Annotated in this window: 11 protein-coding genes; 3 read left to right on the top strand and 8 right to left on the bottom strand. The window is 49.6% G+C overall.

All coding sequences use genetic code 11. The features are described 5' to 3' along the window. Positions 1-116: 116 nt before the first annotated feature. Positions 117-290 (bottom strand): YciY family protein, encoded by a 174-nt coding sequence (locus tag SK38_RS24885; protein WP_122984013.1) that lies wholly within the window; start codon positions 288-290, stop codon positions 117-119. 142 nt (positions 291-432) lie between these two features. Here SK38_RS24885 and cls point away from each other — a divergent pair, with 142 nt between their 5' ends. Together cls and SK38_RS04760 are read left to right on the top strand one after the other, a co-directional pair. Further along, positions 433-1,893, top strand: a complete 1,461-nt coding sequence (cls, locus tag SK38_RS04765) for a cardiolipin synthase (protein WP_003020687.1) — start codon at positions 433-435, stop codon at positions 1,891-1,893. A 34-nt stretch (positions 1,894-1,927) separates the two neighbouring features. Next, positions 1,928-2,257, top strand: a complete 330-nt coding sequence (locus SK38_RS04760; protein ID WP_003020691.1) for an HI1450 family dsDNA-mimic protein — start codon at positions 1,928-1,930, stop codon at positions 2,255-2,257. A 37-nt stretch (positions 2,258-2,294) separates the two neighbouring features. Here the strand turns inward: SK38_RS04760 and SK38_RS04755 are convergent, their stop codons facing one another. The 7 genes from SK38_RS04755 to ychE all read right to left on the bottom strand — a co-directional run bounded on the left by SK38_RS04755 (position 2,295) and on the right by ychE (position 10,329). Continuing rightward, positions 2,295-3,131, bottom strand: a complete 837-nt coding sequence (locus SK38_RS04755; RefSeq protein WP_003833361.1) for an ion transporter — start codon at positions 3,129-3,131, stop codon at positions 2,295-2,297. Positions 3,132-3,176: 45 nt separating this feature from the next. Further along, a complete protein-coding gene (oppF, locus tag SK38_RS04750) occupies positions 3,177-4,181 on the bottom strand; it encodes a murein tripeptide/oligopeptide ABC transporter ATP-binding protein OppF (protein WP_008784949.1) in 1,005 nt (334 codons plus the stop codon). Continuing rightward, a complete protein-coding gene (gene oppD / locus SK38_RS04745) occupies positions 4,178-5,191 on the bottom strand; it encodes a murein tripeptide/oligopeptide ABC transporter ATP-binding protein OppD (protein WP_003833364.1) in 1,014 nt (337 codons plus the stop codon). Before oppD ends, oppF begins: the two co-directional genes overlap by 4 nt. An 11-nt stretch (positions 5,192-5,202) precedes the next feature. After that, entirely contained in the window at positions 5,203-6,111 is a 909-nt protein-coding gene (gene oppC, locus SK38_RS04740) for an oligopeptide ABC transporter permease OppC (RefSeq protein ID WP_003020701.1), read from the bottom strand. A gap of 14 nt (positions 6,112-6,125) precedes the next feature. After that, positions 6,126-7,046 (bottom strand): oligopeptide ABC transporter permease OppB, encoded by a 921-nt coding sequence (oppB, locus tag SK38_RS04735; protein WP_003020708.1) that lies wholly within the window; start codon positions 7,044-7,046, stop codon positions 6,126-6,128. Between the two features lie 232 nt (positions 7,047-7,278). Continuing rightward, the gene (gene oppA, locus SK38_RS04730; protein WP_048216252.1) at positions 7,279-8,910 is read right to left on the bottom strand and encodes an oligopeptide ABC transporter substrate-binding protein OppA; all 1,632 of its coding nucleotides are present in this window, start codon (positions 8,908-8,910) and stop codon (positions 7,279-7,281) included. 771 nt (positions 8,911-9,681) lie between these two features. Next, positions 9,682-10,329, bottom strand: a complete 648-nt coding sequence (gene ychE, locus SK38_RS04725) for an NAAT family transporter YchE (RefSeq protein ID WP_003020714.1) — start codon at positions 10,327-10,329, stop codon at positions 9,682-9,684. A gap of 486 nt (positions 10,330-10,815) precedes the next feature. On the opposite strand from ychE, the gene adhE reads away from it, so the two are divergent. After that, positions 10,816-13,494, top strand: coding sequence for a bifunctional acetaldehyde-CoA/alcohol dehydrogenase (adhE, locus tag SK38_RS04720; RefSeq protein WP_008784953.1), 2,679 nt, complete (start codon positions 10,816-10,818; stop codon positions 13,492-13,494). The last annotated feature ends 230 nt before the right edge of the window (positions 13,495-13,724 follow it).

The raw sequence follows: 13,724 nt of genomic DNA, 5'->3' as shown, positions 1-13,724 counted from the left end.
AATAATGAAATGGTTATCTCTTACCTGGACCAAAAACAATAATGACGGCAGGAAAGTATTTAAGAATCAATACGGGAAAACAGACATTGGGCACCGCCAGCGGTGCCCTTTTGGGATCAGATGCTGTGGATCGCAAACAACAACGAGTTACGCTGGTGGTTGAGAACGCACTTCCTGATGGTATGGATACGCATATTACGACGCGATTGTCCTTCAAGCCAACGTGCTTTACGGCGGCTAGCCTGACGCAGCATCCGCCAGCGTCCCACTTCCGTTCTACTACGCTTCATGTTAACTACTCTTCCAGTCACTGAGCGGCCATTATAACGCCAGACCGAATGCAGACCAGTGGTTTTCCCGTGTTTTTATTTGCCAGATTAATCCTGATGCGTAAACTCTTAACAATACGCTTTCAAAAGGATTTTTAAATTTATGACAACCTTCTACACCGTGGTGAGTTGGCTGGTCATTCTGGGTTACTGGGTACTCATTGCTGGCGTAACGTTACGCATTCTGATGAAGCGACGCGCAGTGCCCTCCGCAATGGCCTGGCTGTTGATCATCTACATTCTGCCATTGGTAGGAATTATTGCTTATCTGTCCTTTGGTGAACTTCACCTGGGCAAGCGACGTGCCGAACGCGCCCGGGCGATGTGGCCTTCAACCGCCAAATGGCTGAACGACCTCAAGGCCTGCAAGCATATTTTTGCCCAGGAAAACAGCAGCGTCGCCTCTTCGTTATTTAAACTGTGCGAGCGTCGTCAGGGTATAGCTGGCGTAAAGGGAAACCAGCTGCAGTTGCTCACCAGTTCAGATGACGTGATGCAGGCGCTGATCCGTGATATTCAGCTGGCGCGCCACAACATCGAAATGGTGTTCTACATATGGCAGCCAGGCGGTATGGCCGATCAGGTAGCCGAGTCGTTAATGGCTGCCGCGAGGCGTGGCATTCACTGTCGCCTGATGTTGGATTCCGCAGGCAGCGTGGCGTTTTTCCGCAGCCCTTGGGCAGCGATGATGCGTAACGCAGGTATCGAGGTTGTAGAAGCGCTGAAGGTGAACCTGATGCGTGTATTTTTACGCCGTATGGACCTGCGTCAGCACCGCAAAATGATCATGATCGATAACTACATTGCTTATACCGGCAGCATGAACATGGTCGACCCGCGTTTCTTCAAACAAGATGCGGGCGTCGGGCAATGGGTTGATTTAATGGCCAGAATGGAAGGTCCTGTCGCCACTGCTATGGGCATTGTCTATTCCTGCGACTGGGAAATTGAGACCGGAAAGCGCATTTTGCCTCCGCCACCGGACGTCAATATCATGCCGTTTGAGCAGGCCAGCGGCCACACCATTCACACTATCGCCTCGGGTCCTGGTTTCCCTGAAGATTTGATTCATCAGGCGCTGCTAACCGCTGCTTATTCAGCGCGTGAATATTTAATTATGACCACCCCCTACTTCGTCCCCAGCGACGACCTGTTGCACGCGATCTGCACGGCGGCGCAGCGTGGGGTTGACGTCAGTATCATTCTTCCACGTAAAAATGACTCCCTGCTGGTTGGCTGGGCAAGCCGGGCCTTTTTCACCGAACTGCTGGCGGCTGGCGTTAAAATTTATCAGTTCGAAGGTGGCTTGCTGCACACCAAGAGCGTACTGGTCGATGGCGAGCTGAGCCTGGTCGGTACGGTTAACCTGGATATGCGCAGTCTGTGGCTCAATTTTGAAATCACGCTGGTCATTGATGATGCCGGATTCGGTGGCGATCTCGCGGCAGTGCAGGATGATTATATTTCGCGTTCCCGCCTGCTTGATGCCCGTTTGTGGGTAAAACGACCACTCTGGCAGCGGATAGCAGAGCGACTGTTTTACTTCTTTAGTCCGTTGCTGTAAAACGTGCCCATCAGACAGTAAACAGGTAGTCATTATGGATATGGATTTGAACAATCGCCTGACCGAAGACGAAACGCTTGAGCAGGCTTATGACATTTTTCTCGAACTTGCTGCGGACAATCTGGATCCAGCCGACATCATTCTGTTCAATTTGCAGTTTGAAGAGCGTGGCGGTGCCGAGTTGTTCGATCCGGCAGAAGACTGGCAGGAGCATGTTGATTTTGACCTGAACCCTGACTTCTTTGCCGAGGTGGTGATTGGTCTGGCAGATACAGAAGACGGCGAGATTAACGATATTTTCGCGCGCGTTTTATTATGTCGCGAAAAAGATCATAAGCTCTGCCATATTCTCTGGCGCGAATAATCAAACAAAAAAGCTGCTCTCGCAGCTTTTTTCATTTTTAACCCGGCAGTTTACTTCCACAACGGTTACAAAATTGCGCACTATGTTCGTGCTGCGCCTGCTGGCACTGCGGACATTTTCGTTGGTGCCCGCGCTGCTGGAACGCACTGCTCATGTGCGTGGTAATCAATCCCGTCGGTATTGCAATCACCGAGTAACCAATCAGGATAAGCACAGACGCCACCATGCGCCCCAACGGTGTGTGCGGCGTGATATCGCCATAGCCGACGGTGGTTACAGTAACAATCGCCCAATACACCGACGCATTCAGCGTAGTAAACCCATATTTTGGCCCTTCAATCAGATACATCATCGCGCCAAAAACCACCATCAGGATGGCGATAAAGGAATAGAACAGCATCAGCTGATGTCGGGCGCTTTTTAACGCATTCCAGAACACCCGTAGAGAAGGCATAAAGCGCAGCAGCTTGAGAATACGCAGGACGCGCAGGACACGCATCGCTCGCCAGGCGAAAACATAGCTCAGACTGATTTCCGGCCATAGCCACATCACATACAGCGGCAGAATGGTGGCAAGGTCAATTATCCCCCAGAAGCTGAACACATATTTAGCAGGGTTAGCCCAGCAACATAAGCGCAGAAGATATTCGAGGGTGAAGACCAGAGTAATAAAGATCTCCAGCCAGACAAAAACGCGCCATTCCTCAAAGGTTAAATGGTATTGCGTCCCTACTCCGGACTCAATGAAGATAACGATAACGCTGAGCAAGGCAAATAGCGCACACATACCTTCAAAGCGACGCCCTGAACGGGTGTTTAAATCAAATAATTTGCGATAGAGCGCACGGCGGACAGAAGAGACTAAACCTGGCACAGATACCTCACCAAAAAAAGGGCTGACCTTTGTCAGCCCTCAGGATTATAGCGGGTCTACTTTCAGGCAGGAAACTGCATGTCGGAAACTTCCTTCCAGAACCGGGCGCGTTTTTGCGCATTCCGGTCCAGCAATCGGACAGCGCGTACGGAACACGCAACCGGAAGGAGGATTAATCGGGGACGGTAACTCGCCTTCCAGCAACTGGATAACCTTGTTCCTTTCCTGATCCGGATCGGGGATCGGCACCGCAGACATCAGCGCTTTGGTATAAGGATGCAGCGGGTTATGGTACACCTCGTCATAAGTCCCTAATTCCACCGCATGTCCGAGATACATAACCAGCACACGGTCGGAGATGTGTTTAACCACCGCGAGGTCGTGAGCAATGAAGATTAACGATAATCCCATTTCGCGCTGAAGCTGTTGCAGCAGATTAACCACCTGGGCCTGGATTGATACATCCAGCGCCGAAACCGGTTCATCGCAGATAATCAACTTTGGTTCAAGGATCAGCGCGCGGGCAATACCGATACGCTGACACTGGCCACCGGAAAACTCATGTGGGTAGCGGTTAATCAGGTTGGGCAGTAATCCAACCTTCATCATCATCGCCTTCACACGGTCGCGGACTTCCTGACCAGGAAGATTCGGATGATAAGTTCGCAGCGGTTCGGCAATGATTTCACCAATGGTCATGCGCGGGTTTAACGATGCCAGCGGATCCTGGAAAATCATCTGGATATCGCTGCGCACTTCCCGCCACTCATCGGGTTTCATGCCCAGTAAATCTTTACCCAGCCAGGCAACCTTTCCATCGGTGGCCTTCACCAGGCCGATAATCGCACGGGCAAAGGTCGATTTCCCGCAGCCTGATTCACCGACCACGCCCAGGGTTTCGCCCTCATACAGTCGCAGGGTTACGCCATCAACCGCCTTCAGGGTTTTAGACGGTTGCCAGAACCACTGTTTGCCATCTTTAATATCGAAATGGACTTTAAGGTCGGCAATCTCAAGGAGCACTTTACGTTGTTCGGTCACCGTATTCATACCAGTTCCTCCACCGGCTTAAAGCAGGCACGCAGACGGCCTGGGCTAAATTCCTCCAGTGGCGGAGCACTGCTACAGATTTCCATCGCATGCGGGCAACGCGGCTGGAATGGACAACCTTTTGGTAGACGCAGTAAGTTCGGTGGGTTGCCAGGGATAGTGAGCATCTCTTCCCCTTCGGCATCCAGACGAGGTACGGCATTTAGCAAACCAATCGAATACGGATGAACGGGTTTATAAAAGACATCCCGCGCACTGCCGTATTCCATAGTACGTCCGGCATACATCACCAGGACTTTATCGCAAATACCGGCAACAACCCCCAGATCGTGGGTGATCATGATAATCGCGGTGTTGAATTCACTTTTCAGTTCATTCAGCAGCGTCATAATTTGCGCCTGTACCGTCACATCGAGCGCAGTGGTTGGTTCATCGGCAATCAGTAATTTGGGCCTGCACAGCAGCGCCATGGCGATCATTACGCGCTGACGCATACCACCGGAGAATTCATGCGGATACATTTTCATACGCTTACGCGCTTCCGGCATCTTCACCGCATCCAGCATTCTGACCGACTCTTCAAAAGCTTCCGCTTTGCTCATGCCTTTATGCAGCATCAGAACTTCCATCAACTGCTCCCCGACCCGCATGTACGGATTGAGAGACGTCATCGGGTCCTGGAAAATCATCGAGATTTGCTCGGCGCGCAGTTTGTTCAGTTCACGTTCCGGTAAATTCAGAATTTCACGCCCGTTGAACGTTGCGGAGCCCCCGATACGACCATTCGCCGCCAGCAGCCCCATCAGGGCAAAGGCCGTTTGCGATTTACCCGAACCGGATTCACCGACAATACCCAACGTTTCTCCGGCCCGCAGAGAAAAGTTTAAATCGTTGACCGCAGTTACATCGCCGTCGGGGGTAGCAAACGTCACGCGCAGATCTTTTACGTTCAGCAGTGCGTTAGCCTGTTGTTGCGCGAGCGGCGCGGTTGAGGTTTCAATTACGCTCATGGCTGCACTCCTTAACGGTCTTTCGGGTCGAGGGCATCACGCAGGCCATCGCCAATAAAGTTAAAACAGAACAAAGTGACCACCAGGAAACCAGCCGGGAACAGCAGCAGCCATGGTGAGACTTCCATAGAGTTGGCACCATCACTGAGCAGCGCACCCCAGCTACTTAACGGCTCCTGCGTACCTAGTCCCAAAAAGCTCAGGAAGGATTCAAACAGGATCATGCTCGGCACCAGCAATGAAGCGTAAACCACCACCACCCCCAGCACGTTCGGCACAATATGGCGGATAACGATACGCACGGTAGACACCCCACCCACTTGCGCCGCTTCAATAAACTCTTTGCGCTTGAGACTCAGCGTTTGTCCACGCACGATACGCGCCATATCCAGCCAGGAGACCATCCCGATAGCGACAAAAATCAGCAGGATATTTTGCCCAAAGAAGGTGACCAGCAGGATCACGAAGAACATGAACGGGAAGGAGTTGAGGATTTCCAGCAGACGCATCATCACCGAGTCAATTTTTCCGCCGAGGTAGCCCGACAGAGAACCGTACAGCGTACCAACAACCACCGCGACTAACGCCGCCGCAATGCCGACCATCAGCGAAATGCGCCCGCCAATTGCCACGCGCACCAACAGGTCTCGTCCCGAAGAGTCAGTACCGAAATAGTGGCCTGATTCCGTATCCGGCGCGCTGGACATCATGCCCCAGTCAGTATCGAAGTAGGTAAACTGCGACAGCATCGGTGCCAGCGTCACGAACAGCGCAATAATTACCAGCACCACCAGGCTTGCTACCGCCGCGCGGTTATGCATAAAGCGTCGACGCGCGTCCTGCCACAGGCTGCGGCCTTCGACCTCCAGCTTTTCACTGAAATTCTCCAGCGCCTCGCTGTTTTTCTTACTTAACATCATAGCGAGCTCCAGTATCAGTAACGAATTTTCGGGTCGATAACGGCATACAGCACATCGACAATCGCGTTAAACACGATGGTCAGCGTACCCACCAATATGGTCAGACTAAGAACCAGCGAATAGTCGCGGTTTAACGCCCCATTGACGAACAACTGGCCAATACCCGGCAAACCATAAATGGTTTCAATAACCATCGAACCGGTGATAATGCCGACAAATGCCGGTCCCATATAGGACAACACTGGCAACAGCGCAGGTTTCAACGCATGGCGGAAAATAATCCGCCGCATCGGCAGCCCTTTAGCGCGTGCGGTACGAATAAAGTTAGAGTGCAGTACTTCAATCATCGAACCGCGAGTAATACGGGCGATACTGGCGATGTAGGCCAGTGACAAGGCTACCATCGGCAGGATCATAAATTTCAGCGCCCCGCCGTTCCAGCCCCCGCCGGGTAGCCATTTCAAGGTTATGGCAAATATCATGACCAATAAGGGAGCGACCACGAAACTGGGGATAACCACCCCGGTCATTGCCACCCCCATCACCGTATAGTCCCAACGTGTATTTTGCTTCAGCGCGGCTATCACTCCGGCGCTAACACCGACGAGCACCGCCAGAATAAAGGCTGCCGCACCCAGCTTCGCAGAAACCGGGAAGCTCGAGGCAACGAGGTCGTTAACCGTGTAGTCTTTATATTTAAAGGATGGTCCAAAATCGCCGTGCGCCAGCTGTTTCAGATAGCTGAAGTACTGCGTCGAGATGGGATCGTTGAGATGATATTTCGCTTCAATATTCGCCAGCACTTCTGGCGGCAATGCGCGTTCCCCGGTGAATGGGCTACCCGGCGCAAGGCGCATCATAAAGAATGAAATCGTAATAAGAATAAACAGCGTCGGAATCGCTTCCAGACAGCGACGTAATATAAATTTTAACATTGCCCGTACCTTCTGGCGTGTGCCTTTATACCCGTCATACTTCAAGCTGCAAGTGCGTTGGCTTTGCTCGCTCACGCCAGTCACTTACTTAAGTAAGCTCCTGGCGATTCGCTGCGTTGCCGCCTTCCTGCAACGTGAATTATTTAGGGTATACCTCTCTTTGTCTAAAGAGGTATATATAGTTCGAAGAAAAAGACACTGTGGGGCAATATGATTGCCCCACGTCTTGCCATTAATGCTTGATAATATACAAGTCTTTAACGTGGATATTATCCATCGGGTCTTTACCGGAGTATCCGCCAACCCATGGTTTCACCAGGCGGGCGTTAACATAGTAATAAACCGGTACAATCGCAGAATCTTTATCCAGCTGCTGTTCCGCTTTCGAATACAGTTCGCTGCGCTGCGCTTCATCCGTCACTTTCAGCGTATCCGCAATCAGCTTATCAAATGCCGGGCTCTTATAGTGGACGGTATTATTGGAGCTGTCGGACAGCACCATATTCAGGAAGGACGTCGGTTCGTTATAGTCCGCACACCAGCCCGCACGTGAAACATCATAGTTGCCCTGATGGCGCGTATCGAGGAACGTTTTCCATTCCTGGTTTTCCAGCTTCACATTAGCACCCAGATTTTTCTTCCAGATAGATGCCGCGGCAATAGCCAGCTTCTTATGCAGGTCTGAGGTGTTATACAGCAGATCAAAGGTCAGCGGTTTCTCAGCGGTATATCCGGCCTCAGCCAGCAGTTTCTTCGCTTCTTCATTACGTTTTTCCTGAGACCACTTGAACCACTCTGGCTCAACCAGTTTCGCACCATCGGTGTATGGAGGAGTAAAGCTATATGCTGGCAGGTCACCCTGGTTTTTCACTTTATTGACGATAATGTCACGATCCAACGCCAGCTTCAGGGCGGTACGAACACGAACATCGTTGAACGGTGCTTTCTGGTTGTTGATTTCGTAATAATAGGTGCACAGATACGGGTCAACGTGGACTTCGTTCGGGATCTCTTTTTTCAGTTTCTGGAATAACTCAATCGGCATGTTGTTATAGGTCATGTCGATTTCACCGCTGCGATAGCGGTTAACATCAGTCACTTCAGAAGAAATAGGCAGGTAGGTTACCTGGTTAATAACCGTTTTGGCGTTGTCCCAATAGTTGGTATTACGCTCAAGCACAATGCGCTCGTTCACAACCCAGTCTTTCAGTTTATACGCACCGTTAGTAACGATATTAGCGGGCTGGGTCCACTTCTCGCCGAATTTTTCAACAGCCGCTCTGGGAACCGGTGAAACGGAAGAGTGCACAAGCAGTTTGTAGAAATAAGGAACGGGTTCGCTGAGGGTAACTTCAAAAGTATGATCGTCGAGAGCTTTTACGCCCAGATCGGTGACCGGTTTTTTACCGGCGATAATATCATCAATGTTGACAATATGACCGTACTGCAAATAACTGGCATACGGTGATGCAGTATTTGGATTAGCCAAACGTTGCCAGCTATACACGAAATCTTGCGCGGTAACAGGCGTGCCGTCAGACCACTTAGCATCTTTACGCAGATGGAATGTCCAGACTTTAAAATCTTTATTTTCCCATTTTTCAGCCACGCCAGGCGATGGTTTGCCATCGACATCACTGATTAATAAACCTTCAAACAGGTCACGGTTAATGTTGGATTCAGGTACACCTTCGATTTTATGGGGATCGAGTGATTGCACTTCCGAACCGTTATTACGCACCAGAGTCTGCTTTTCAGCAAGCTGCACACCCGCTGGCACTACTGCCGCCGTGGCAACATTTCCTGCGACTAGCGCAGTTAAGATCCCCGCAGCTACTAAACTTTTTTTAGTGATGTTAGTCATTGTGTTGTACTCCCTCATTATTATGGCTGGTTTTTTAACCAGACTGTTAATCCTGTTAGGATCCCTGTACGGCACCGGAGATTTTCTGCCGTCAGGTGGTTTATTGTTTTACTGCTTGCTATCACCGACTTTATTTATTCTGGCGATTCGTATGATCGCCTTGCGTCGATTCTCTACGTGCCTCCCCTGCCGGAAACACGCTATTACCCTGTTGAGAGAAACTAACTGCAAATGATTCTCATCAACGTGAATTCTTCTGCATAATACTTGGCCGGAAAGTATCAAATGCGTTTCTTAACCGCCAATACATTTTACAAATTTGTTAACCAATTCTCTTTTATTGGAAATAAATCTCACTTAAAAAGTCTTACGAATGAAGATTTATTATGGGAAGTTCACAAAAATCAATGCATTATGTCGACCATGGTGTTAACCATCCTTTCCTAAGTCAACGCCATGTCAAAATGCACATAAATTTAACAATTGGTTATTAATTAGCACATTCATCTGAAATAAAGGCTGAAATAACTAATAACATTTCGATAATCCTTCAGCAAGCCCCACAGTATGATGTTAATAAAATAACAGCAGTATCGGTCTTCGCCGGGCGTACTGGGACGTGTTATATCTTTAGAATCAATGGCTAACAGGAGAGTTAATCATCAGCATTTTTTATTATTGCTCTGCTGATTTTCAACTTTAGTGAGAAGTTTTACTGATAATGAAAGGAAACGGAGCCGGACACGACTCCGTTTGCACAGAAGAGAGGTTTCAGGCCAGCAAACCAGGGAAAATGGATTTGATGCCTGTAACGATAAATTCGATACCCAAAGCCATTAACAGCAGCCCCATAATACGCGTAATGACGTTGATACCGGTTTGGCCCAACAGGCGCACTAACCATGGTGCCATGCGGAACAGCCCCCAGCAGCACAGGGCAAACAACGCAATCGCTACAAAAAAGCCAAACAGGTTAATCGCACTATGATATCGCGTCCCCCAAACAATAGTTGAGCTTATCGCCCCCGGCCCCGCCATCAACGGCAATGCCAACGGCACAACGCCGATACTTTCACGGATTGCGGTTTCTGATTTTTCCTGTTTGTTTTGTTTATCTTCCCCTAGTTTTCCGCTAATCATTGACATCGCGATAGTCACAACCAGAATGCCGCCAGCGATCCTGAACGAGTCAATTGAGATGCCGAAGAGTTGCAGAATACCATCACCAAGAAACAGCGAAGTCCACAGGATGATTGCGACCGAAAGGTTTGCCGTGAGGTTGGTTTTGTTTCGTGCTGCGGCAGTTTGATAGCTGGTCATACTGATAAAGACGGGGATGATCCCTACCGGGTTGACCAACGCAAATAACCCAATGAAAAATTTAAAATAGACAGGAAAATCAAATAGCGTTTGGATCACGGTTAGCTCCGAAGCGTTAGCCGGATAAAATGAGTCATAAAATTGATAAAATCCGCGCTGAAGATACGCCTTTTGTCAGCATACTTCACCTTCTATCTTCGTATATCAATGTAAATACGCTACCAATACTCAGTGTTATTAATATGTATTAAATATGCTAATGTTATTAGCATTCATTACGCCAATTTATTAACACTTAACGAGAAACGCTAAAAGGGCCTGCTGAAAGGTGTCAGCTTTGCGAATTTTTGATCCAGATCACGCAATTACTACTCAGAAGTGAGTAATCTTGCTTACGCCACCTGGAGGTAACGCGTTAGAGTTAACAGGCGCTAGCGTATAAGCTCTTTTAGTAAATCAAAGTAAAGTGGACGTTAATTAACCGTTTGATTTTCAAACCATTACACAAATTTTCGTCGGTCTGTCTATACTCTCGTATCGAGCAGATGATTTACTAAAAAAGTTTAACATTATCAGGAGAGCATCATGGCTGTTACTAATGTCGCTGAACTTAACGCACTTGTAGAGCGCGTAAAAAAAGCCCAGCGTGAATATGCCAGTTTCACTCAAGAACAGGTTGACAAAATCTTCCGTGCCGCCGCTCTGGCTGCCGCAGACGCTCGAATTCCTCTCGCGAAAATGGCCGTTGCCGAATCCGGCATGGGTATTGTCGAAGATAAAGTGATTAAAAACCACTTCGCTTCTGAATACATTTACAACGCTTACAAAGATGAAAAAACCTGTGGTGTGCTGTCTGAAGACGACACTTTTGGTACCATTACCATTGCTGAACCGATTGGTATCATCTGCGGTATCGTTCCAACCACTAACCCGACTTCTACTGCAATCTTCAAATCACTGATCAGCCTGAAGACCCGTAACGCCATCATCTTCTCTCCGCATCCGCGCGCAAAAGATGCAACTAACAAAGCAGCTGACATCGTTCTGCAAGCAGCAATCGCTGCTGGCGCACCGAAAGATCTGATCGGCTGGATCGATCAACCTTCCGTTGAACTGTCTAACGCGCTGATGCACCACCCGGACATCAACCTGATCCTTGCGACCGGTGGTCCAGGCATGGTTAAAGCGGCATACAGCTCCGGTAAACCGGCTATCGGCGTAGGCGCAGGTAACACCCCTGTGGTTATCGACGAAACCGCTGATATCAAACGTGCTGTTGCATCTGTTCTGATGTCTAAAACCTTCGATAACGGCGTAATCTGTGCTTCTGAGCAGTCTGTCGTCGTGGTTGACTCTGTATATGATGCAGTACGTGAGCGTTTTGCGACTCACGGCGGCTACATGCTGCAGGGCAAAGAGTTGAAAGCAGTTCAGGACGTTATCCTGAAAAATGGCGCGCTGAACGCAGCTATCGTTGGTCAGCCGGCATACAAGATTGCTGAACTGGCAGGCTTCTCCGTACCAGAAACCACCAAGATCCTGATCGGTGAAGTGAAGGTTGTTGACGAAAGCGAACCGTTTGCTCACGAGAAACTGTCTCCGACGCTGGCAATGTACCGTGCGAAGGACTTCGAAGACGCAGTCATCAAAGCTGAAAAACTGGTTGCGATGGGCGGTATCGGTCATACCTCTTGCCTGTACACTGACCAGGACAACCAGCCAGAGCGTGTTGCTTACTTCGGTCAGATGATGAAAACCGCACGTATCCTGATCAACACCCCTGCTTCTCAGGGTGGTATCGGTGACCTGTACAACTTCAAACTCGCACCTTCCCTGACACTGGGTTGTGGTTCCTGGGGTGGTAACTCCATCTCTGAAAACGTTGGTCCTAAGCACCTGATCAACAAGAAAACCGTTGCTAAGCGAGCTGAAAACATGTTGTGGCACAAACTTCCGAAATCTATCTACTTCCGTCGTGGCTCTCTGCCAATCGCACTGGATGAAGTGATTACCGATGGTCACAAACGTGCGCTGATCGTGACCGACCGCTTCCTGTTCAACAACGGTTATGCAGACCAGATCACCTCCGTTCTGAAAGCTGCTGGCGTTGAAACCGAAGTGTTCTTTGAAGTTGAAGCTGACCCGACTCTGACCGTTGTTCGCAAAGGTGCTGAGCTGGCTAACTCCTTCAAACCAGACGTAATCATCGCACTGGGTGGTGGTTCCCCGATGGACGCCGCGAAAATCATGTGGGTTATGTACGAGCACCCGGAAACTCACTTCGAAGAACTGGCACTGCGCTTTATGGACATCCGTAAACGTATCTACAAGTTCCCGAAAATGGGCGTAAAAGCGAAGATGGTTGCAGTTACCACCACTTCCGGTACCGGTTCTGAAGTGACTCCGTTTGCGGTCGTTACCGACGATGCAACTGGGCAGAAATACCCGCTGGCAGACTACGCGCTGACTCCGGATATGGCGATTGTTGACGCCAACCTGGTTATGGATATGCCGAAGTCACTGTGTGCGTTCGGTGGTCTGGATGCCGTCACTCACGCTCTGGAAGCTTACGTTTCAGTACTGGCTTCTGAGTTCTCTGACGGTCAGGCTCTGCAAGCGCTGAAATTGCTGAAAGAAAACCTGCCAGCGTCTTACCATGAAGGTTCTAAGAACCCGGTAGCGCGTGAGCGTGTACACAGTGCAGCAACTATCGCTGGTATCGCGTTTGCTAACGCCTTCCTGGGTGTATGTCACTCAATGGCGCACAAACTGGGTTCTCAGTTCCACATTCCTCACGGTCTGGCGAACGCCCTGCTGATCAGCAACGTTATTCGTTATAACGCGAACGACAACCCGACTAAACAGACTGCATTCAGCCAGTACGACCGTCCGCAGGCACGCCGTCGCTACGCTGAAATCGCAGACCATCTGGGTCTGAGCGCACCGGGTGACCGTACTGCCGCGAAAATCCAGAAACTGCTGGGCTGGTTGGAAGAAATCAAAGCTGAACTGGGTATTCCTAAGTCTATCCGTGAAGCTGGCGTTCAGGAAGCTGACTTCCTGGCACACGTGGACAAACTGTCTGAAGATGCGTTTGACGACCAGTGTACTGGTGCTAACCCACGTTACCCGCTGATTTCTGAACTGAAACAGATCCTGCTGGATACCTACTACGGTCGTGAGTATAGCGAAGGTCAGACCGCCGCTAAGACTGAAGCAGTAGCTGCACCGAAAGCAGAAAAGAAAGCGAAGAAATCCGCTTAATTTGCTCAGATAAGTTTTAGCTTCATCATAAACGGTCCCAATTGGGGCCGTTTTTTTCGTCTTGTGTTATGAAAATCGGGGAATACACAATTTAACCATGTGAATAGAATGGCAGTGTAAGAGATGTATTCAGGAAGATGTGAGACCAGCCGTCAGAAAAGAGTCTGACAGGGTAGAGAACATTGACGAAGGTTCCGGCCTACCCTGTGTTTATAAGCGCTCAGAAGCGT

The sequence above is a fragment of the Citrobacter sp. MGH110 genome (assembly GCF_001037515.1).
GTDB lineage: Bacteria > Pseudomonadota > Gammaproteobacteria > Enterobacterales > Enterobacteriaceae > Citrobacter > Citrobacter portucalensis.
Note: the sequence above shows the minus strand (reverse complement) of the source record. Positions and strands in the feature narration are given on the sequence as shown.